General features: G+C 67.5%; 17 protein-coding genes and 1 pseudogene. 2 read left to right on the top strand and 16 right to left on the bottom strand.

The features are described from left to right. Nucleotides 1–2: 2 nt before the first annotated feature. The 10 genes and pseudogenes from KK7_RS0110720 to KK7_RS0110675 all read right to left on the bottom strand — a co-directional run bounded on the left by KK7_RS0110720 (nucleotide 3) and on the right by KK7_RS0110675 (nucleotide 11032). Nucleotides 3–1250, bottom strand: a complete 1248-nt coding sequence (locus KK7_RS0110720; RefSeq protein ID WP_010544649.1) for a nitrate/nitrite transporter — start codon at nucleotides 1248–1250, stop codon at nucleotides 3–5. A 364-nt stretch (nucleotides 1251–1614) separates the two neighbouring features. After that, nucleotides 1615–2826 carry a CmpA/NrtA family ABC transporter substrate-binding protein gene (locus KK7_RS0110715; protein WP_010544648.1) on the bottom strand — a complete coding sequence of 404 codons (1212 nt, stop codon included), beginning with the start codon at nucleotides 2824–2826 and terminating at the stop codon, nucleotides 1615–1617. Next, a complete protein-coding gene (locus KK7_RS0110710; protein ID WP_010544647.1) occupies nucleotides 2823–3407 on the bottom strand; it encodes an ANTAR domain-containing response regulator in 585 nt (194 codons plus the stop codon). Before KK7_RS0110710 ends, KK7_RS0110715 begins: the two co-directional genes overlap by 4 nt. A gap of 68 nt (nucleotides 3408–3475) precedes the next feature. Next, entirely contained in the window at nucleotides 3476–4564 is a 1089-nt protein-coding gene (locus KK7_RS0110705; protein WP_010544646.1) for an arabinan endo-1,5-alpha-L-arabinosidase, read from the bottom strand. A 56-nt stretch (nucleotides 4565–4620) separates the two neighbouring features. After that, nucleotides 4621–7452: a TonB-dependent receptor gene (locus tag KK7_RS0110700; RefSeq protein WP_010544645.1), complete on the bottom strand. Its 2832-nt coding sequence runs from the start codon at nucleotides 7450–7452 to the stop codon at nucleotides 4621–4623. Between the two features lie 293 nt (nucleotides 7453–7745). Continuing rightward, nucleotides 7746–8768: pseudogene (locus KK7_RS20515) on the bottom strand (glycoside hydrolase family 43 protein); the annotation flags it as partial. 162 nt (nucleotides 8769–8930) lie between these two features. After that, nucleotides 8931–9368 carry a molybdenum cofactor biosynthesis protein MoaE gene (locus tag KK7_RS0110690; protein ID WP_010544643.1) on the bottom strand — a complete coding sequence of 146 codons (438 nt, stop codon included), beginning with the start codon at nucleotides 9366–9368 and terminating at the stop codon, nucleotides 8931–8933. Next, the gene (gene moaD, locus KK7_RS0110685; protein WP_010544642.1) at nucleotides 9365–9622 is read right to left on the bottom strand and encodes a molybdopterin converting factor subunit 1; all 258 of its coding nucleotides are present in this window, start codon (nucleotides 9620–9622) and stop codon (nucleotides 9365–9367) included. The genes KK7_RS0110690 and moaD overlap by 4 nt, the downstream gene beginning before the upstream one ends. Next, the gene (pgsA, locus tag KK7_RS0110680) at nucleotides 9622–10176 is read right to left on the bottom strand and encodes a CDP-diacylglycerol--glycerol-3-phosphate 3-phosphatidyltransferase (protein ID WP_010544641.1); all 555 of its coding nucleotides are present in this window, start codon (nucleotides 10174–10176) and stop codon (nucleotides 9622–9624) included. The genes moaD and pgsA overlap by 1 nt, the downstream gene beginning before the upstream one ends. A gap of 55 nt (nucleotides 10177–10231) precedes the next feature. Continuing rightward, nucleotides 10232–11032 (bottom strand): APH(3') family aminoglycoside O-phosphotransferase, encoded by an 801-nt coding sequence (locus KK7_RS0110675; RefSeq protein WP_086011762.1) that lies wholly within the window; start codon nucleotides 11030–11032, stop codon nucleotides 10232–10234. A 110-nt stretch (nucleotides 11033–11142) separates the two neighbouring features. On the opposite strand from KK7_RS0110675, the gene KK7_RS0110670 reads away from it, so the two are divergent. After that, the gene (locus tag KK7_RS0110670; RefSeq protein ID WP_010544639.1) at nucleotides 11143–12438 is read left to right on the top strand and encodes an MFS transporter; all 1296 of its coding nucleotides are present in this window, start codon (nucleotides 11143–11145) and stop codon (nucleotides 12436–12438) included. 7 nt (nucleotides 12439–12445) lie between these two features. Here the strand turns inward: KK7_RS0110670 and KK7_RS23165 are convergent, their stop codons facing one another. From KK7_RS23165 to KK7_RS0110640, 6 genes are all read right to left on the bottom strand, one after another. Continuing rightward, nucleotides 12446–12610, bottom strand: a complete 165-nt coding sequence (locus KK7_RS23165) for a hypothetical protein (RefSeq protein ID WP_193378014.1) — start codon at nucleotides 12608–12610, stop codon at nucleotides 12446–12448. Between the two features lie 90 nt (nucleotides 12611–12700). After that, nucleotides 12701–13711 (bottom strand): LacI family DNA-binding transcriptional regulator, encoded by a 1011-nt coding sequence (locus KK7_RS0110660; protein ID WP_010544638.1) that lies wholly within the window; start codon nucleotides 13709–13711, stop codon nucleotides 12701–12703. A 128-nt stretch (nucleotides 13712–13839) separates the two neighbouring features. Further along, entirely contained in the window at nucleotides 13840–16182 is a 2343-nt protein-coding gene (locus KK7_RS0110655) for a ribonuclease R family protein (protein WP_029623175.1), read from the bottom strand. A 46-nt stretch (nucleotides 16183–16228) separates the two neighbouring features. After that, on the bottom strand, nucleotides 16229–16828 hold the full coding sequence (locus tag KK7_RS0110650; RefSeq protein WP_029623174.1) for a TIGR02466 family protein: 600 nt from the start codon (nucleotides 16826–16828) through the stop codon (nucleotides 16229–16231). 127 nt (nucleotides 16829–16955) lie between these two features. Then, the gene (locus KK7_RS0110645; protein ID WP_010544635.1) at nucleotides 16956–17612 is read right to left on the bottom strand and encodes a PEPxxWA-CTERM sorting domain-containing protein; all 657 of its coding nucleotides are present in this window, start codon (nucleotides 17610–17612) and stop codon (nucleotides 16956–16958) included. A gap of 383 nt (nucleotides 17613–17995) precedes the next feature. Beyond that, complete coding sequence (locus tag KK7_RS0110640) at nucleotides 17996–19240, bottom strand: threonine ammonia-lyase (RefSeq protein WP_010544634.1); 1245 nt, start codon at nucleotides 19238–19240, stop codon at nucleotides 17996–17998. Between the two features lie 59 nt (nucleotides 19241–19299). Between KK7_RS0110640 and KK7_RS0110635 the strand changes: the two genes are divergently transcribed. Then, nucleotides 19300–20955: an amidohydrolase gene (locus tag KK7_RS0110635; protein WP_010544633.1), complete on the top strand. Its 1656-nt coding sequence runs from the start codon at nucleotides 19300–19302 to the stop codon at nucleotides 20953–20955. Nucleotides 20956–21782 lie beyond the last annotated feature (827 nt).

Here is a 21782-nt window from a genome sequence, read left to right as displayed (position 1 = left end):
AATTATATCCGCGCCGCTGTGCGCCAGGTTGCGCGCCAGCGAGATTTTACGAGGCCGAGCCCTATCAGCGCGGCCAGCGACAGTCCTGCAAAGATCAGGAAGCCGGGTGCAAAGCTGCCCGCCATCTGCTTGGCGAGGCCCAGTGACGAGGCAAGGTAGAAGCCGCCGATGCCGCCGGCCATGCCAACCAGCCCGGTCATCACGCCGATCTCCGCCTGGAAACGCTGCGGCACCAGCTGGAAAACCGATCCGTTACCGGTGCCCAGCGCCAGCATCGCCACAACGAAGCAGGCAAGCGCAATCGGGAGGGTCGGCGCGACGCTCACCCCCGCCAGCGCGGTGGCGGCGAGCAGGAATACGCCGGTCAGCGCCTTCACGCCGCCGATCCTGTCCGCAAGCGCGCCACCCAGCGGCCGCACCAGCGATCCGGCGAAGACGCACGCGGCGGTGCAATAGCCCGCCACCACCGTAGTCAGCTCGAACTGGTCGGTGAAGTAGATGGGCAGCGAGGCGGCGAGGCCGACGAACCCGCCGAACGTGACCGCATAAAAACCCATCAGCCACCAGGCGTCGGCCGACTTCAGCGGATGAAGATACGCCACCAATGTCTTCGGTGCCGGCGCATCGGGTGCATCCTTCGCCAGCGCCAGGTACAGCAGGAAGACGATGCCCAGCGGGATGCAGGCCAGCCCCAGCACGGCATTCCAGCCGAACAGCTTGGCCAGCCCCGGCGCGAACAGCGCGGCGAGCACGGTGCCCGAATTGCCCATGCCCGCGAGGCCCATCGCCTTGCCCTGGTGCTCGGCCGGATACCAGCGGCTGGCCAGCGGCAGCGCGATCGCGAAGCTCGCGCCCGCAAAGCCGAGGATGACGCCAAGTGCCAGCGTTCCGCCGAAGCTGGTCACCCCCATCGCCCATGCCGCCAGGAGCCCGCCGATCACGATCATCTGGCTGATCGCGCCCGAGCGCTTCGGCCCGATGCGATCGACCAGCAACCCGTTGACGACGCGCAGAAACGCCCCGGCCAGCGTGGGCGTGGCGACCATCAGCCCCTTCTGCGCCGCGGTGAGATGCAGCGTCTTCGCAATCTCGGGCGCCAGCGGCCCGAGCAATACCCATACCATGAACGCAAGGTCGAAATAGAGAAACGCCGCGACCAGCGTCGGCGTGTGCCCGCTGCGCCAGAAGCTGCTGGCTTGTGTCGTCCGATCCGGTGCCTTCACCGTTCCATCCAGAAATGCCGTTGCCATGATGACGTCCCCAATGCCGATCTGAAAAGGACAAGAAAAAAGCCGCATGCCGGACGTTCGCGAAGGCGAAATCCGGTCAGCGGCTTTGCTGCGTTCAGAGGGAGAGGGATGCCCCGGCCTTGGGGTGCCCTCCCGATGGGCGCGCTTCCTTGCGCGACTCGCGAATAATTGCGCGGATTGGCTTTTGCTGCAAGCGCGAAGTTGCGGGTTGTTCCCGACGTAAGGCCCCTCCCCTTCAGGCGCATCAGGTGAACGCCGCGGGGCGCTGTTCACCTGATGCGGAGTCGGGGTTGGGCAGGTCTCACCGAGACCAACGGGCGTTCTGGCTGGAATCCCTCCTCCGACGAGGAAGGACTAAAGATGTTCAACGCGGTCCGGAGAACCCTGCAAGATAGTCCTCCAGCCGATCCGGATCGAAGACGCGGCCGTCAAAGAATCGGTCCGGCCCCAGCGTCAGCGCGCCGCGATGGGCACCGACGCCGGTAGGCGTGCCCACCGCGCCTTCCAGCTTCATGCTGGCGCCCGGCATCGGCTCGCCCGCGGCGCCGAGCGCGCGGCGGTAGATGTCGGGCCGGAACACCGCGCCGGCGGCCGCTTCCGCCGCGGCGCTCGGCTCGGCCTGGCGCCAGCGGACGAGCTGGGAATAGATCCACAGCGCCTGGCTGCGCCACGGAAAGGCGGTCGCCTCGCGGTGGAACAGTAGGAAATCGGGCTGCTCGATCGCCGAGGCCTCCAGCCGGGGAAGCAGTTCCCCGACGAGCCCCGCCTCGATCAGCTCGGCCGGTTCGCCGACATACGTCTCACGCGCCAGCAACGCGGCCAGGTCGCCGCGGTTCGCCGGATCGTCGCACCAGCGCGCGGCCCGGGCCAGCGCCACCAGCAGCCGATCGACCGTGTCGGGGTTCGACTCCATCCAGTCGGTGCGCATCGCCAGCACCTTTTCCACCCCGCGCTGCCAGATGCGCGCGCCGATCGCCACCGCCTCGGCCAGCCCGTGCGCGATCGCAGCCGCCGGCCAGGGATCGCCGGCGATGAACCCGTCGATCTCGCCCAGCCGCATCGCCTCCACCGTCAACGAGGGCGGCAGCACCCGCAGCACCACGTCGCGATCGGGATCGACGCCGACGCTGCCCAGCCAATAGCGCAGCATCAGCGCGTGGCCCGAAAAGCGATGCACGATCCCGATGATCGGCTTGCGCCTGAACAGCCCGATCGCGGCGGCGAAGTCATGCCCCGTGCCCAGCGGATCGGCGAGCCGGGCCGGCAGGTCCTGCTCCAGCGCGGCCGCGAACTCGCCCGACATCACCAGCATGTTGCCGTTGCTGTTGAGCTTGAACGGCGCGGAGAGCGCCGCCGGCTGCTGGCTCAGCCCCAGCGTCACCGCCACGGCAAGCGGGGCCAGCATCTGCGCCGCCTGCACCTGGCCATAGACCAGCCGGTCGCGCAGCGTCGCCCAGCTGGTGGTGCGGACCAGGTCCAGATCGATGCCCTGCGCCTCGGCAAAGCCCTGCTCGCGCGCGGCAACCAGCACCGCGCTGTCGGTGAGCGGCAGAAAGGCGGCACGCACGGTGATCATGCCGCACCTCCGCCGAGCAGGCTGCTCGCGGTGATCAGCGCCTCGGCCACGTCGACCAGCCGCCGCCCCTGGTTCATCGCCGTCGAGCGCAGCAGCGCATAGGCATCGGGCTCGTTCAATCCGCGCTGCGCCATCAATATCGCCTTGGCCTTGTCGATCGTCTTGCGGTTGGCGAGCGCGGTGCGCGCCTCGTCCAGTTCGCTCTGCATTCGGGAAAAGGCGGTGAACCGCCGCACCGCCAGTTCAAGGATCGGCTTCACCCGGTCCTTGCGCAGGCCGTCCACGACATAGGCGGAAACGCCCGCATCGATCGCCGCGCCGATCATCGAATCGTCGGACTGGTCGACGAACATCGCGATCGGCTTGGCCAGTGCGCGGCTGACCAGCAGCATCTCCTCCAGCGTGTCGCGGCTGGGGCTGCCCAGGTCCATCAGTACGACGTCGGGGGCCATGCGCTCGATCCGCGCGACGAACGCCCCGCGCGGCGGCACGAAATGGATGTCGTCATAGCCCGCCTCGCGCAGGCCCTCTTCGAGGACCGACGCGCGCGCTCCGCTGTCATCGACAATGACGATCCGCACCCACCCGCCTTTCGCAGTCGCGAAAAGAGGTGGCAGCAATGGCGCGGATCGTCAAATGCGCCGCCGGCCTAGCTTGCCACCGGCCAGCCGTCCGCGGTCCAGCTGAGCGGCTGGATCTGCAGGGTCGGCGCGCCGTTCTGCTGCCGGTCATAGGCGTGGTAGACGATATAGTCGCCGTCGCTCTGCTGCAGGATCGATGCGCCGCCGCGCCCGACGAACCGGCTGCCGTCGCCCTGCCCGTTGCTGAGAACCGCGGTGCCGCCGCCCTGAAGCATCGCCCTGCCGTCGCGGTCGACATAGGGCCCGTCCGGCGCCGGGGCGCGGCCGACCACCGTGTTGTAGGTGCTCGCCGCCCCCTGGCAGCAGGAGTCGAACGACACGAACAGATAATAGAATCCCCCGCGCCGGAGGATGAACGGCGCCTCCACCGCGCCGGGGAACGGCCGCTGCGCCAGGGCGCGCGGCGCCGCATCGCCGGCAAGCCGCAGGCCGGTGGCGGGATCGATGCGGATCAGCTTGATCCCGGTCCAGAAACTGCCGAACACCAGCCAGGATCGCCCGTCGGCATCGCCGAACGCCATGGGATCGATCGCGTTGAAATCGTCGCTGCTCTGCGACTGGATCACCGGCCCCTGGTCCACCCAGTTCGCCGCCGGTGCCGCGGGATCGATCACCGTCGCGGTGGCGAGCCCGATCGCCGAGCGGTTCGATCCGAAGGTCGAGACGGAATAATAGAGCCGGTACTGGCTGCCCGCCTTCGAGATGTCCGGCGCCCACATGCCGTTGGCCCCCGGCACGGCGGTGCGCGCCCATGCCGGCAGCGCGAGATAACTGCCGCCGCGCAGGGTCCAGCTGCGCAGGTCGGTCGAGGTCCGGAGCGCCAGCAGGCCTTCGGGGTCGCCGGCATTGCCGGTGGTGAACAGATAATAGGTGCTGCCGTCCTTCAGCACGGAAGGATCATGGACCGGGCTCACCGCGCCGCTCAGCGCGATCGAGACGGGCGTCGGACTGGCGGTGGGCGACGGGCTGGGCGTTGGGGTCGGGCTGGGCGTCGGCGTCGGCGTCGGCACGACGACAAGCGAGGCAGCGGGCGGGCTGTCGTTGCCGCCACAGGCGGAGGCGAGCAGCAGCAACGCGAGCGACGGGATGCGCTTCACGGGCAATTCCTTCCGAATGCGAAGCGGGCGGACCCTTGGGCCCGCCCGCGAAGAGGTCAGTTGAAGCTGTAGCGCGCGCCGATCGCGAAGGTTCGCGGGATCAGCACCGTGCCGAGGTTGAAGCGATCCTTGTCGCCGACACTGCCGAACCGGTAATATTCCTGCTGCTTGGTGCGGGTGAGGTTCACCGCATCGAAGGTCAGGCCCAGGCGATCGGTGATCCGCGCGGTCAGCTGGAGGTCGAGGCTCGCCTCCGCCCGGCGCCATACGCCCAGCGGGTTGGCGAACAGGCGCGCCTCGTTCCGCACCTGCCAGGCGTTGCGGTACACATAGGAAAGCCGCGCGCCGATCGGCCCGTGGTCATAGGCCAGCGTGGCGTTGTACGAGAAGTCCGATACGCCGAAGAAGCTCGATTGCTGCTCGCCGATCTGCTTGCCGGCATTGTCGTAGATCGGGACGTTCTGGCTCGAGTCCAGCACCGTCAGGCTGCCCTGGAAGCCCAGGCCGTCGAGGAAGGACGGCAGATAGGTCGGGAAGTAGGTGAGCCCCACTTCCAGGCCCTTCAGCACGCCGTTCGAGGCATTGGCCGGGCGGCTGATCACGAAATTGTTGGTCGCGCCCGCGACGATGCCGTTGTTCGGAATGAACTCCAGCTGGCTCACCGGCACAACCAGGCCCTGGATGTCGCGGCGGAACCCGGTGACGGTGATCGCGCTGTTGCGGCCGAAATACCATTCCAGCGCCGCGTCATAGTTCTTCGACGTGGTCGGCTGGAGATTGGCGGTGCCGGCCGAGCCGCTGCCATAGCCGACATTGGTCAGGTCGCCGGTGAGCGAGAAGTTCGGGTTGATGTCCCCGAAGTTCGGGCGCCGCAGCGTCTCGCCATAGTTGAACCGCGCGCGCAGCTTGGGGGTGATCTCGTAGCGTGCGGTGAAGCTGGCGAGGAACCGGTCCGAACCCGGCGATGCGCGCGAGACGGCGCCGTTGTTGAACCGGTCGACGAACACCGCATCGGTATCCACCGCCACATAGCGCACCCCGCCCTGCAGGTTCAGCGCGCGGCCCAGGATCATCAGCTGCCCGTCGGCCTGGACATAGGCCGCCGTGGTCTTTTCCTCGACGTCGAACACGCGGGTCAGCGTCAGCTGTTCCGAGGTCTTGAGGCCGTAGAGCCGGCGAATCTCGTCGGCATGGGCATAGTTGTAATAGCCGTTCGCCGTCACCCAGCTGGTCGGCACGTCGCCGCGGCCTTCGAAGAAGTCCGAATTGGTGAAGCTCGCCCCTGCCGGCAGGCTGGACAGCGGCCGGCCCAGCGGCGCCGCATCGGCGGTGCGCACGTCGCTGGAAGCCTTGCGCGCATCGAAGCGGAAGCCCGCCTTGATCTGGCGAAGGAAGCCCTCGTCCCAGCCATAATGGCCGTCGAGCATCGCCGTGACGGCGCTGCCCTTGTCGCGATTCTCGTTGTCGTACAGCTGGGCGACGTTCCACACGCTCGGATCGGCAAGGGCTGCGTCATTGTCGAAATGGTAGGAGGGGATGCCGCCGCCGGCGTTGAAGTCCGTCGTGATCTGGTTCGCCACCCGGTCGGTGCGCATCGCGAAGAAGGCGGTCTTGTACTTGCTCGTCTGGTAGGCGACGTCGGCGACGATGCCGCCGCGGCTGCCCAGATCCCATTTGCCGTTCAGCGCATAGACGAAGCTGTCGGTCTGGCTGCGGGTATAGTCGCCGCTGTTGAAGCCGTAGACGCTGTTGGCGACCCGGGACTTCACGATGTTGGTGCCGTCGTACAGCGACGGCGCCTGCGGGTTCGCCCAGAAATCGACGAAGCTGAACTGCAGGCTGTTATAGGTTTCGCCCCGGAAGCCCGCATAGAAGACTTCCGCCGTATAGACCGAGCTGCTGTTCGGCGCCCATTGGAAGGCCGCGTTCACCGAGGGGCGCTCGCGCTTGCCGTACAGGTCGGAGCTGAACACCGCATCGCGCGACAGCCAGTAGGGCGTGGCGATGCCGTTCACCGGCAGGGTCGAACCCGGCGCGGTCGGCAGCCCCGTCTCGGCCCCGACCTTCCAGTCGCCCACGCCGGGGCCGGAAAGGAATGCCCCCGTCCTCGGATCGGTCGCCGCGGGAAAGATGCGCTGGAAGCCGGCAAGGCCGGTGCCCGCCGGCGGCGTGAGCGTCGCGAAGGGCACGAACGCGCCCGCCGTGGTCGACATGGTGCGGAATTTCGAGCGGGTATAGCTGCCGTTCACCAGCAGGCCGACATCGCCGATCCCGGTTTCCCAGCGATCGCTGAGCAGCAGCGCCGCGTTCGGATTGATCTTGTCGGCTTCCTGGTCGTAGATCCCGCGAACCAGCGCCGACACGGCGAACCCCTTGAAATCGAACGGGCGCCGCGTCACCACATCGACCTGGCCGGCAAGCCCGGTCTCGATCTGGTCGGCGGCGCGGGTCTTGTACACGTCCACCCGCTTGATCAGGTTGGCGGAAACGTCCTGCAGGGTGAACGCCTGGCCGGCGGCGGTGAACACGTTGCGGCCGTTGAGCGTGGTCAGCGCATCGGGCAGGCCGCGGATCTGGATGCCCGCCGCCTCGCCCTGCCCGCGATCGGTCACCTGGACGCCGGTGACGCGCTGGAGCGCCTCGACCACGTTGTTGTCGGGCAATTTGCCGACATCCTCGGCCACGATCGAATCGACGATCTGGGTCGATTCGCGGCGACGGTTGATCGCGCCGACGATCGAGGCGCGAACGCCGGTGACGACGATCTCGTCGGCGACCGCATCCTGCGCACCATCGGAAACGGCAGGATTGGTCTGGGCTTCGGCCTGTCCGCCGACCGCGATCGACGCTACGGAAACCGACGCCAGAAACAGCAATTTCGATACCATCCGGTATCCTCCCCACGACTGAAGGTTTGGTGAGACGGCGCTCTCTCGGCGCTCATTACTCTGACTTTTACCTATCAGGAAATGGGCCGGCCGCAAGCGGATGCGGAAGCGCCGGCCGGATTAGTCAGGCATATTTCCGGAATAGCGTTGCAAAACGGTCACATTCAGAGAGCGACTCGACTGGGCAGCCGCGCGCCTTCCCAAAGTGCCGTCTCTATTTATCCGACTAATATGCGCAAACACCCCGCACGGCGACCGTGCCGGGGTGCACCTCGGGCGCATCAGATCCGGCGGAGCGGACCGTTCGCCACCGGCGGACCGAAGATCGGCGTGCCGTCGGCAGCGTAGCGGAAATACTGCATGCGGGTGTGGCGGTTGGGATCGAACAGCGGATCGCCCTTGATCTCGGCATAGTCGCGGGCGTGGTAGACCAGCACGTCGCGGCCGCGCTCGTCGACCGTGAAGCTGTTGTGCCCCGGGCCGAAAATCCGGTGCTCGGCCGAGGTCTGGAATACCGGCACCGGCGATTTCGACCAGTTTGCCGCCTCCATCAGATCGGCATCCGCGCGGCAGCTGAGCATCCCCATGCAGTAGCGCGCATCGGTGGCGCTCGCCGAATAGGTCATGAACAGCCTGCCGTTGCGGGCAAGCACCGCCGGCGCCTCGTTCACCTTGTACCCCTGGATCTCCCAGTCCAGCGTCGGCACGGACAGGCGCACCGGCGGCGCCGCCAGCGTCAGCGGCGTGGCGAGCGGCGCGAGATACAGGTTCGAGTTGGTCTCGATCCCCGGCTCGCGCTGCGCCCAGGCGAGATAGCGCCGGCCCTTGTGGACGAAGCTGGTCGAATCGAGGTTGAACGAATCCCACGGCGTCTGCAGCTGGCCGAGCACCGACCAGCTGCCGGTCATCGGATCGGGCCCGTCGCACACCACCGCATAGGTGCGGATGCGGAACACGTCCTCGCCGCCCCCGCTGGGGCCTGCGGCGAAATACATCACCCATTTGCCGTCGATCCGATGCAGCTCCGGCGCCCAGAGGAAGCCGGACATCGGCCCGCTCGCCTGGTGCCGCCACAGCACCCGCTCCTGCGCGGTGGCGAGCCCGGCGAGCGTCTTCGACCGGCGCAGGACGAGCCGGTCATATTCGGGCACCGATCCGGTCAGGTAATACCAGCCATCGGTGTGGCGGAACACCTGCGCGTCGGCGCGCTGGCGCACCACCGGGTTGACGATCGTCGGCACGGCGGAGACCCGGGCCAGCGCGGGCGTCGCCGAAGCGGCCGCGGCACCGGCCAGGAAAAAGCGTCGAGTAAGCATCAGGTCCTCCGCCTTGGTTCGGCCACCGGCGGGGCGCAGGGGGTGCATTGCGGCGCGCGCATGCCCTTGCCCCGTCCCGCCAGGCCGGTTGTTTCGCGGATTACTCTGACATATTTTGCCGAGCGTCAACTGCCTGCGGCGCGCGCCCGGTGGTTCGCCCGGCTAGGACCAGACCGCCGCCGCCTCTTCGTCGCCCGCGCGCGGCTCTACCCAGCGCGTGCCGCCGGCCAGCCATTCGCGCTTCCAGAACGGCGCGTCGGTCTTCAGCCGGTCGATCAGATAGGCGCAGGAATCCAGCGCCTCGCGCCGATGCGCGGCGGCGGTGCCGACGAACACGATCCGTTCGCCCGCCGTCATCCGCCCGACGCGGTGGACGATGGAAACGCCGAGCAGGTTCCAGCGCGCCACCGCCGCCTCGGCCAGCGCACACAACGCCGCCTCGGTCATGCCGGGATAATGCTCCAGCTCCAGCGCCTCGACGCCGTCGTCGGTCCGCACCACGCCGGTGAAGGTGGCGACGCCGCCCGCCCCGCCCTCTTCCAGCGCGGCGACTTCAACGCCCAGCGCGATCGGCGCGGGATCGACCGAGACGCGGATCATCCGCCGGTCACCGGGGGAAAGATCGCGACCTCGCGGGCGCCGTTCAGCGCCGCATCCAGCGGCACGAAGCGCTGGTCGATCGCCGCGCGCAGCCTGGACGGCGCGGCGAAGGCGGCGGCGTGGCCGTCGCTGCGCGCCGAAAGCCACTCGATCAGCCCGGCCACGGTCTGCACGCCTTCGGGCGGATCGACCCGCTCCTCGCCGGCCCCCACCCGTTCGCGCACCCAGGCGAAATAGAGCATGGTCAGCCCCATCAGCTGTCCATGTGGCTCAGGCCGACGCGCAGATAGTCCCAGCCCGTGATCGCGGTCAGCACCGCCGCGCCCCACAGGGTCACCAGCCCCACCAGTAGCACCCAGTCCCAGTGCGGCAGCGCGCCGGACAGGATCAGCGCGCCGAGCGATACCAGTTGCAGCGTGGTCTTCCACTTGGCGAGACGCGACACCGGCACCGAGACCTGGATCCCGCCCAGGAACTCGCGCAGGCCCGACACCGCGATCTCGCGCAGCAGGATCACCAGCGCGGCGATGATGTGCCAATCGGCGATCACCCCCTTGCCCGCCAGGATCAGAATGACGGCCGCGACCATGATCTTGTCGGCGATGGGATCGAGGAAGACGCCCAGCTTCGACACGGTTCCCTGCGCACGGGCAAGATAGCCGTCGAAATAATCGGTAATGCCCATCAGGACGTAGAGCGCGAAGGCGATCGCATATCCCGGCGCCCATTGCGGCCACCACAGGAACCCCACCAGCAGCGGCACGGTGAAGATGCGCGACAGGGTCAGGATGTTCGGCAACGTCAGCATCCCCAATGCCCTAGCACCAGGAAAGGCCACACGGGAGGCCCAAAGGGCGGCCGCGTCAGAAGAATTCGTCCAGCCGCAGATGAAAGTCGAGCCGCGCGGGATCCAGCGCGACGCCATAGGCCGCCAGCATCGCCGGCGGCAGATCCTCCCCGAATTCCTCGAGCGAATTCCAAAGAATGGCGAGATCCTGCCAGGGATCGGCGATGCCGACCCGCCCGAGATCGATACAGCCGGTCACTGCCCCGTCGACGACGAACAGATTGTCGAGCGAGAAGTCGCCGTGCGTCACCACCCGCTCGAACTGCGGGGGGAGCGCATCCAGCATCTCGTCCCAGACCGCCTGCGCCGACATGCCGATCCGCGCCTCGTCGAACTCGTCTTCCTCAACCAGCCCAGCCTCCAGCCGGACCTTAGCCGCCGCCAGTCGCAGGCGATGATCGGCGTTGAACGGGCAGCATTCGGCCGGAATCGCATGCAGCCGCCGCAGGAACGCCCCGAGCGATGCCGCCAGCACCGGCGCGGCCTTGGGATCCGACTCCAGCACCTGATACGCCGTCCGCCCGGGCAAGCGGCCGGTGAGCATCCAGCCGGTGCCGCCCTCCAGCACGAAGCCATGAAGTCGCGGCACCGGCAGATGCGGTGTCAGCCAGCGCAGCCGCACCATCTCGTCCACCAGGTCGTCGAGCTGTGCGCCGCTGCCGGTCTTGAGATACAAGTCGTCCCCGGCAACGCCCGCGAGCCGATAGACAGTGCAGCCGGATTCGCCGACCCGGTCGCGAAACCAGGTCCGGTTTCCCACCATGGCTGCCAGTCCGGTCGGCACCGCCGGCGACGTGATACGCGTTTCCCGCGCCATGTTCTCCACCCGTTCCCCTCCTCGCCGATTAATCCGTTGAAGCTGCGCCCGCCCCCCGGTATGCCGCGCCTTCACCATGCGGAAAACCGCGGCAGGGGAGCTTTTATCGAATGATCGGTGCGCTCGGGCTCATGAAGGAGCGCCGGTTCCTGCCCCTTTTCGTCACGCAGTTCCTGGGAGCGTTCAACGACAACCTCTTCAAGAACGCGATGATCTTCTTCGCGACCTACCAGATCTTCAACTCGGTGGAGCAGGAGACGCGGTTCAGCGCCATCGCCACCGGCATCTTCATCCTGCCCTTCTTCCTGTTCTCCGCGCTGGCCGGACAGCTTGCCGATACGCATGACAAGGCCAAGATCATGCGGATCATCAAGGCGGCCGAAGTGGGCATCATGCTGGTGGGCGCCACCGGCATCTTCGTGAAGAGCCTGCCGCTGATGCTGGTCGCGCTGGTCGGCATGGGCGTGCATTCCACCTTCTTCGGCCCGATCAAATACGCGATCCTGCCGCAGCATCTCGCTGAAGACGACGTGCTGGGCGGCACCGGCATGATCGAGGCGGGCACCTATATCGCGATCCTGTTCGGCACCATCGCCGGCGGTCTGATCAGCGCCCATGCCGCCGCCTTCGCGGTGATCGGCGTCGCGGTGATCGGCTGGCTGGCCTCGCTGCAGATCCCGCCGGCGCCGCCGATGACGCATCTCGAGATAGACCTCAACATCTTCCGCGCCTCGGCCCGGCTGATCTCCGCCACCCTGCACATCCGGCGGCTGTTCCTGGCGATCCTTTCGATCAGCGTGTTCTGGTCGATCGCCGCGGTGCTGGGCGTATTGTTCCCGCCGCTCGTCAAGAACGTGTTCCACGCCCAGAAGGACGTGGCGAGCGTGTTCCTCGGGATCTTCTCGGTGGGCATCGCGATCGGATCGGTGATCATCAACAAGCTGCTGAAAGGCAATGTCTCGGCGCGCTACTGCGTGCCCTCGGTGCTGGCGATGAGCGCGATCGTGGTCGATTTCCACTTCACCGCCAAATACTGGCCCACCCATGACGGCCCCCTGCTCGCGACGCTGGAATTCGTGCGGATGCCGGCGGCGTGGCACGCGCTGGGCGACCTGATCCTGATCGCGATAACCGGCGGCATGTTCGTGGTGCCGCTCTATGCCTTCCTTACCACAACGGTGGAAAAGTCGCAGACGGCGCGGACGGTGGCGGCAAACAACGTCGTCAATTCCGGCGCGATGGTGCTCGGCTCGGTCGGCATCTTCGGCTTCACCCGGATTCCCGGCGTGAATGTCGAGGATTCGCTGTGGGTGGTGGTGGTGCTGGCACTGATCTCCGCCTGGTGCGCCCGCAAGCTGCACCAGGAGGGCGACGTGCCGCGCGGTCGCGACATCTGCCCGCGCTGAGGCGCCCCTAGAGCAGGAAGGTGTAGAAGCAGACGAAGAAGGCGGTGAAGCTGAGCACGAACAGCTTCACGTCGCCGTCCTCGCTCGCCTTGCGCTGGCGCGCAACCACCTGCCGCACATGGCGGCGGAACGGGTGGCGACGGGCGCCTCGAACGACTAGCGGCAATGGCATGGCGGGAGGTTAACGCGCCGTTTACCACTTCGCCCAGCGACAAGCATGGTTAACGCTGTGCCAGGATGGGATGGCACGGGCGAGGTTGGATCAGCCCTTGGGCGCCGGCCCCGTGGTCGCCCGGACCTTGAGTTCGTGCTCAAGCGTCACCTGCGGCGTAATCGCATTGCCCGCCAGCATCAGGTCCGCCGCCGCATAGGCGAGTTCGCGCACCGGCTGGCGGATGGTGGTGAGCGGCGGCCAAACCGCGCGGGCCAGATCGGAATCGTCAAAGCCGGCGATCGACAGCGCCTCGGGCACCGCAACGTCGGCCTCGTGTGCCGCCGCCAGCGCGCCGGCGGCCATGTCGTCATTGCCGGCGAAGATCGCCGTCGGCCGCGGCGCCCGGGCGAACAGCGCGCGTGCCGCAGCCCCCCCGGACTGGAAGCTGTAGTCGCCCGCGATCACCAGCGCCGGATCGAACGCGATGCCGTGCGCCTCCAGCTCCTGCCGATAGCCGGCGAGGCGATCCGCCGAGGACACATGGCTTTCCGGGCCGCGGACGAAAGCGATCGCGCGGTGACCGAGATGGATCAGATGGCGGGTGATCTCGCGCGCGGCGGCCACGTCGTCCATCGTCGTGGCGAGGCCGTGATCCTTGCGCAGGCCCGGCGCGATGCGGACATAGGGCAGCTTGCGCTTGTCCAGCGCCTCGATCAGCTCCGGCATCTCGGTCAGCGGCGGCGAGAGGATCAGCCCGTCGAGATGCGCCTCGTCGACCAGCGCCATCACTTCCGGCACCAGATCGGGCGCCGCGCTTTCCAGCGGCTGCATCAGCAGGCGGTAGCCGAGCTCATGGCACCGCTCCAGTGCGCCGGCCTGGATGTGGAAGACGTAATAGGGGCTGGGATTGTCGTATAGCAGCGCGACCTGGAACGAGCGTCGCCCGGCGAGCGTCCGCGCGGCGTGGCTGGGCCGGAAGTTCAGCTGCGCCACCACCTCCTCTACACGCCGCCGAGTCTCCTCGCTTACATGCTTCTCGTTGTTCAGCACCCGGGAGACGGTCTTGAACGACACGCCCGCGATCTTCGATACTTCCTTGATCGTCGGGCGACTCGACATCTGCACTCCTCATTCCCAGACTTTACGGCACTGCAACATGCTCTGTGGGGCACTTGTAGCGCGGCTGTTTCGCCTTTGCACTGATTTTAGACAGCGCTGCCAGCGACGGGTCCCGGCAGGCCCCCGGCTCAGCGCTTCCGACCGTTGTGGCGGATGTTGCCGGGGCGCCCTCGGCGGTGGATCACCCGCTTCGGCGCCCCCTTGCCCGGCCGCCCGGTCCGCTGCAGCCCGCCGGCCGATCCCTTGCCGTCGGGCAGCTCGAAGCGGAGCGCGCCCGAGACCGGGTTCGCTTCCACCAGCCGCAGCTCGATCCGCTGGCCGAGGGTGAACTCCTCGCCGCTATGCTCGCCGACCAGCCTTTTACCGGCCTCGTCATAGTGGAAATACTCGGCGCCCAGGTCGCGCGCGGCGACCAGCCCGTCGCCGCCCACGCCTTCGACTGTCGCGAAGAAGCCGAAATTCTGTACGCCGGTGATCCGCGCCTCCATCACCTCGCCGACATGCGCGGCGAGATAGGCGGCGACATAGCGGTCGATCGTCTCGCGCTCGGCCTCCATCGCGCGGCGCTCGAGCTGGCTGATCGACTCGCCGATCCGGTCCATGCTGCCCGACTCTTCCGGCGTCAGCCCGCCCGGCCCCAGCCGATAGGCCTCGACCAGCGCGCGGTGCACCACGAGATCGGCATAGCGGCGGATCGGCGAGGTGAAGTGCGCATAGGAGCCCAGCGCCAGGCCGAAATGGCCGACATTCTCCGGGCCGTAATAGGCCTGGGTCTGGGTGCGCAGCACCTGTTCCATCACCTGCGGGCGGAAATCCTCCTCGCCGATGCGATCGAGGATGCGGTTGAACGTCGCCGGGCGGATCACCTGGCCGAGCGCGAACTCGACCTCGAAGGTCTTGAGATATTCCTTGAGCGCGGTCAGCTTCTCGCGCGCCGGCGGCTCGTGGATGCGGTACATCACCGGTGTCTTCTTCGCCTCCAGCGCCTTGGCGGCGGCGACGTTGGCGGCGATCATGTAATCCTCGATCAGCTTGTGCGCATCGAGCCGCTCGCGCGGCGCGACCGAGAGGATACGCCCCTTCTCGTCGAGCACGATGCGCCGCTCGGGCAGGTCGAGGTCCAGCGGCTCGCGCTTCTCGCGCGCGGCGTAGAGCGCGTGCCAGCAATCCCAGAGCGGGCGGAGTACTTCAAAAAGCCCCTCCCCTTCAGGGGAGGGGTTGGGGTGGGGCAGTGCGCCCCCAGCGTCGGATTCGCTCCCAGCTCGGGCCCCACCCCCAACCCCTCCCCTGAAGGGGAGGGGCTTATCGAGCGTCCCGTCGATCGCGGCCTGCGCATCCTCATAGGCGATGTTCGCCGCCAGCCGCACCACCGCGCGCGTAAACCGCCAGCTCTTGAGCGCGCCGCCTTTGGTGACCTGCAGATGGCAGGCGAGCGCGGCGCGATCCACGCCTTCCTTCAGCGAGCAGACGTCCGCCGACAGCACCTCCGGCAGCATCGGCACGACGCGGTCGGGGAAATAGACCGAATTGCCCCGCTTGCGCGCCTCGCGATCCAGCTGCGAGCCGGGGCGCACGTAGAAGGACACGTCCGCGATCGCGACGATCGCCTTCCAGCCGCCCTCGTTGGCGGGGTCGTCGTCGGGCGTCGCCCAGACGGCATCGTCATGGTCGCGCGCATCGGCGGGGTCGATCGCGACGATCGGCAGGTGGCGCAAATCCTCGCGGTCCGTCCCCAGCGGCTGCTGCGCGACGCGCTCGGCCTCTTCGAGCAGTTCCTCCGAAAACACGTTGGGGATGCCGTGGCGGTGGATCGCGATCAGCGAGAAGCTGCGCGGCGCGAACGGATCGCCCAGCCGCTCCACCACCTTGGCGGTGATCCGCGGCGGCCGCCCGGTCTTCTCGGCGAGCACCAGGTCGCCGATCTCGGCGCCGCCGGCGTCGGAGACCGGCCAGCTGCGCCGCTCCTTCTTCTCCACCCCCTGCAGCCACAGCCTGCCGCCCTCTTCGTGGAGCACGCCCAGCATCAGTTCCTCGCCGCGGGCGAGGGTCTTCATCGGATGCGCGATCCAGCCGTTGCCGGCCTCTTCGGTGCGGGCCAGGATGCGGTCGCCTACGCCCAGCGCGGACCGCTTGCCGCGCATCTCGCGCACGCGCAGCCGGGGGGCGGGCACATGCTCGGCTTCCCAGCGCTCGGGCACCGCCCAGGTGGTGTCGCCGTCGGCATCGGTGATGCGCAGCACGGTCACCTTGGGCAGCCCGCCCATCTTGTGGAAGGCACGGCCCGGAGCGACGTCGATCAGTCCCTCGTCGCTCATGTCCTTGAGCAGCGCCTTCAAGAGGATCTTGTCCTGCGCGCTCAGCCCGAACGCCTTGGCGATCTCGCGCTTGCCGGCGGGCGTGTTCGACGATGCGATGAAATCGAGAATCTGCTGCCGCGTGGGCAACCCCGCGCTGGTTCTGTGCTTAGCCATTGGCCCGCAACATAGGCGCTGGGGGCGCACAAACCAATCGCAATCCCTACCAGCGATAGTTGAAGCTGACGCTGATCCGCTTGTCCTTGCCATTGCCCGGCGGAACCTCGTGGCGCAGCCAGCTTTCCCAGAGCAGCACCGTGCCCACCTCCGGCACCACTTCGATGAAGGGCTGGAGCGATTCCGGCGCGTCGGGCAGCCGCGTAGGAGCGGCCATCATCATTGCGAGGCGCGGATCCTCCAGCTTCAGCCCGCGCGCGCCCGCCGGCAGCGCGACATAGACGGTGCCCGAGACGACGCTGTGCGGATGGATGTGCGCGCTGTGCCCGCCCTTGCCGTCGAGCACGTTCACCCAAAGGCTGTCCAGCTTGAGCCTGCGCCCGCCCAGATTGAACGCGCATGCCTCCGCGAACCTCGCGACATGCTTGTCGAGCAGCCGCTTCAGATCGGCGAACGCCGGGTCGCGGATCGGCAGATCGTCGAGCGAGGCATAGCTGGTATAGCCGCGATAATGGTTCTCGCGGCACCAGCGCCGCCCGGCCACGTCGTCCTCCGCCAGCTGCAGGCACGAGGTTTCCAGCTCCGCGATCAGGGCGTCGTCGCCCAGCGGCTGCTGGTAGAGCAAAGTGGAGAAGAGCGTGCGCACCACCGCGCTATTGCGGGAATGGCGCGTCGACGCAATGCCCCGACGCCCCGCCCCGCCATGTTCCTGCTCGGATCGCGGAGCCCAACGATGCGCCTGGACGCATCGCCGGGCCTGTCGCGCCTTCCGCTTACGCGGCCAGCCGCACTGCCGCCTTGCGGCGACGGAGCAGGCCGCCCACCATGCCGAAGCCGGTGATCATCAAGCCCCAGCTGGCCGGTTCGGGCACCGCGCTGAGCGAGACGTTGGCGATCGCGTTGCCGTAGGAGGCGCGGCCGCTGGTCGCGATCGACTTGAACTCGATCGGCGTCAAACCGCCCTTGGCGATGAAGCTGAACGACTGGCTGGTCCAGCTGCCATAGCTGCCGGTCAGCGGCGTGGCGGTGAGCAGGTCGTTGCCGGCATAGACGTTCAGCTTCTGCTCGCCGCCGCCCGGGCGCCCGCCATAGAGGAAGGTCAGCACATAGCGCTGGCCGGCCGTGAGGTTGACGTTCTGATAGACGTCGCCAAAGCCTTTGCCGTTCACTTCCAGGTTCTGGCCGCCGGCATTGATCGACGGCAGGCCATACCAGCCCGACGCGCCGATCTCGACGCCGGCGCCGTTGCGGCTGACCCAGCTGCCGATTGCGTTCTGGATCGTGTAGCCGCCCTTGAGATTCCGGCTGGAGAAATCACCATCGGAAATAAGGTTGGTTGCGGCGCTCGCCGAGCCCGCAGCACCACATGCAACCAGTGCAGCGACTGCGAGAAGCTTCTTCATCTTTGCCGAACGGGTACCGATCTTCATAGTCAACTCCGCGTGTAGCTTGGGGCTCTTGCTGAACCCGGATTTACGCGGAGGAGGACCGGAAGAGAACTTGATCCTATAGTTAAGAAAGAGTTACTTGGATCATTTCAGCACAACGCCGCGTGCCCGCCCCTGTCATGAACCGACGACAGGAGATTGCTTCCACGAGGGAAGTTGGCCGCGAGCGACATGCTTCGCTTCGCGCCACGCCGCGTCAATGCCTCAAGATCGCCGGGGAGGCTGTTTCGAAATGCGCCGCGGCGCATTTCGCGGCCCCGGCCCGCTCGGACGCAGCATGGCCTTGAGACGGTTGAATAACGTTTCAGCCCGAGGAGGGACTGCGCCCTATGCGGCCGCAGCGCCACCTGCCGGTGCACGCGCTTTCAGGCGAGCTCGACCATGCTCACTTCATACTGCGCCCGGCGCAGCGCGGTCATCAGCCGGTCGAGATGGTTGCGGTCGCGCGTCTCGCACTCGATGTCGGTGATCAGGCCCTTGGCGGGGAGCGAGGTGAACACCCGCTGGTGATACACCTCGATGATGTTCACGCCCTGCTCGTGGAAGATCCGCGCGACGTGGAACAGCGCGCCCGGCCGGTCCTGCAACCGGATGCGCAGCCGCGCGAGCCGGCCCGATCGGGCAAGGTCGCGCAGCAGCACGTTGGCGAGCAGCCGGGTGTCGATATTGCCGCCGCACAGGATGGTGCCCACGGCCTTGCCCTTGAAGCGCTCCGGTTCGGAGAGCAGCGCGGCGAGGCCGGCGGCCCCTGCCCCCTCCACCACCGTCTTCTCGATCTGCAGCAGCAGGCTCACCGCCTCCTCCAGCCGCCGCTCGCCCACCAGCACGATGTCGTCTACCAGCGCCTCGACGATCTTCCCGGTCAGGTTGCCGGGGTACTTCACCGCGATGCCTTCGGCGAGCGTGTCGCCCGCGCACGGCATCTCGGTATGGTGCACGCGGTTGTACATCGAGGGATAGAGCTCGGCCTGCACACCCAGCACCTCGATCGGCCGGTCCTGCGCCTTGGCGACCACCGCCGCGCCCGAGATCAGCCCGCCGCCGCCGATCGGCACCACCAGCGTGTCGATGCCCGGCACATCCTCGAGCAGTTCCAGCGTCGCGGTGCCCTGGCCCGCGATCACCCGCGGATCGTCGAAGGGATGGATGAAGGTATAGCCCTTCTCCGCCTCGAGTTCGCGCGAATGGGCATAGGCGGCATCGAACGTCTCGCCGAACAGCACCACATTGGCGCCGTGGCCCTCGGTCTGGGTGACCTTCACGATCGGGGTGTTGTTGGGCATCACGATCGTGCTGGGGATGCCCAGCCGGGTGGCGTGATAGGCCAGGCCCTGGGCATGGTTGCCGGCGGAGGCGGCGATCACGCCCTTGGCACGCTGCTCGGCATCCAGCTGGAGCAGCGTGTTGAGCGCGCCGCGTTCCTTGTACGCCGCGGTGAACTGCAGATTCTCGAACTTGAGGTACACGTTCGCGCCGGTCAGCTGCGAGAGCGTGCGGCTGTGCAGCGTCGGCGTGCGCACCACGGCGCCGCTAATCCGCGCCGCGGCCGCCCGGACATCGTCGATCGACACGGGTAGCGAGGCGGGCGCGGGTGCTGCTTTGGTAGCCATGATCCTGTCCGCCTAGACCATCTGGCGCGGCAGGGGAACAGGCCCTATGCCTTGCGCCCATGTTCACGCGCCTCAAGCGGCTTGCCGCCGCCACTGCCCTGCTGCTCGCGCCCGCTGCGCAGGCCGATGGAATCATTGACAATGTCAACGGCATCACGCTCGACGCCCAAGGCGCGGTCGTGCGGTTCGAGGCACTGCAGATCGATCCCTGGGGCAAGGTCGTGGCGCTGATCGCCAAGGGGCAGAAGCGCCCGAAGAAGCCGGTCTGGCGGATCGACCTGAAGGGCGCCACGCTGGTGCCCGGCATGGTCGACGCGCACGGCCATTTCATGGGCCTCGGCTTCCAGCAGCTCCAGCTCGACTTGACCGCGACGTCCAGCCTCGACGACGCTCTCGCCCGCATCCGCGACCATGCCGGCAAGAGCCCGGCCAAATGGATCCTCGGCCGCGGCTGGAACCAGGAAAGCTGGAAGCTCGGCCGCTTCCCCACCGCCGCCGATCTCGATCGCGCCGTAAACGACCGCCCCGCCTGGCTGGAGCGCGTCGACGGCCATGCCGGCTGGGCGAACAGCCGCGCGCTCGAACTCGCCGGCATCACCGCCGCCACCAGGGATCCCGCCGGCGGCCGGATCGAGCGCGATGCGCAAGGCCGCCCCACCGGCGTGCTGGTCGATGCCGCGACCGAGCTGGTCGCCAAGGTCGTGCCCCAGCCGACCCCGCGCGAGCGCAACGCGGCCTTTCTGGCGGCGCAGGAAAAGCTGCTCTCGCTCGGCATCACCGCCACCGCCGACATGGGCACCACGGTCGACGACTGGGAAACGATGCGCGGCATGGCCGATATCGGCCAGCTCCGCGTGCGGATCATGAGCTACGCCCACGGCGTCGATACCGCGCTGCGCGTCGCAGGTGCCGGCCCCACGCCGTGGCTCTACAATGATCGGCTGCGGATGGGCGGCATCAAGCTCTACGCCGATGGCGCGCTGGGGTCGCGCGGCGCGTGGCTCAAGGCCGACTATGCCGATGCGCCCGGCAACAAGGGGCTGGGCTTCCTCAGCGACGACCAGCTGCTCAACCTGATGGCGCGCGGCGCGATGGACAATTTCCAGCTCGCCGTCCACGCGATCGGCGATCGCGCCAATGCCCAGGTCCTCGACGCGATCGAGACGCTGTCGGAAACCTACAAGGGCGATCGGCGCTGGCGGATCGAGCACGCCCAGATCATCGATCCCAAGGACCTGCCGCGCTTCGCCAGGTTCGGCACGATCGCGTCGATGCAGCCGGTCCACCAGACCAGCGACCGGACGATGGCGGAGGCGCGGCTGGGGCCGGACCGGCTGGCCGGCGCCTATGCCTGGCAGACGATGCTGCGCGATGGATCACGGCTGGCCTTCGGCTCCGACTATCCGGTCGAGAGCCCCGATCCCTGGGCCGGCTGGGCGGCGAGCGTCACCCGCCAGGATGCGCAGGGCATGCCGCCGGGCGGCTGGCGGCCGGAGGAGAAGCTCAGCCGCGAGCAGGGTTGGGCCGGCTTCACCATCGGCGGCGCCTATGCCGGGTTCGCCGAGGACAAGTTCGGGCGGCTTGCCCCCGGCCTCTGGGCCGATTTCCTGATCCTCGACCGCGATCCGCTGGCCGTGTCGCCGGCGGAACTGAGGGGGGTGAAGGTGGTGGAGACCTGGGTAGCCGGCCAGCGCGCCTGGGTGGCGAAGAAGTAAGCCGCGCATGGTCCGGCTGGCGATGGCCGCCGCGCGGTGGCGCGGGCGGATCGGCGGCGCGGCGCAGGCGAAGCGACCTTAAAACGCCCTCCTCTTCAGGGGAGGGATTGGGGTTAGGCCTGTGCAGGGGCATCGTTTTGACCGGAACCGCCCCATTTGCTGCCATGGCAATGCCGTGCAATGTTTGGTGGATGAGTCACCTTAACGATGGCACGCCGACGGGACGGCAATATCTCAAGGCATTGCGCATCAAGCACCGTCAATCGTCCGGATTGTGGGTGCCGGTGATGTGGCATCTGGCTTTGCGAGGACACACAGATGCTATGATTGATCTGGCAGACTGGTTATCAGAAGGAGATAGCCTGCAGGCTTTCGGCTCTCCGCAGGACCGGTTCAGCGCCGCCGGACTTTATCTTCGAGCATACCGTCACGGTGATGCACGTGCGGCAAGAAACGCTGCAATCTCCAGTTTCAACCGGAATGATCTGGGTGGATACCGCACTTGGCTCAGGCGTGCAGCGAAGGCTGGCGATGAGATGTCGGGCAGAGAGCTAAAATACTTCGAGACGCGCTTGTGGCACTCGGCCGCGCGAAAAGTGCGACGACATAGACCAGAGCAGAGACGAGACGATTGGTAGTATTCGTCCGCTTCCCACCACTCCCGGACATCTAAGCAGATTACCATCAGCCCGCATGAACGGGTTTGCCGCCAAGAAGTGCGTCGCTTGCCGATCGGTCATCCCCCACCCCTCCCCTGAAGGGGAGGGGCTGTAGGCACAAAAAAGCCGCCGTCATCGGGGTGACGGCGGCTCTTGCCCCTGCGGGAA

It is taken from the genome of Sphingomonas elodea ATCC 31461 (assembly GCF_000226955.1).
GTDB lineage: Bacteria > Pseudomonadota > Alphaproteobacteria > Sphingomonadales > Sphingomonadaceae > Sphingomonas > Sphingomonas elodea.
Note: the sequence above shows the minus strand (reverse complement) of the source record. Positions and strands in the feature narration are given on the sequence as shown.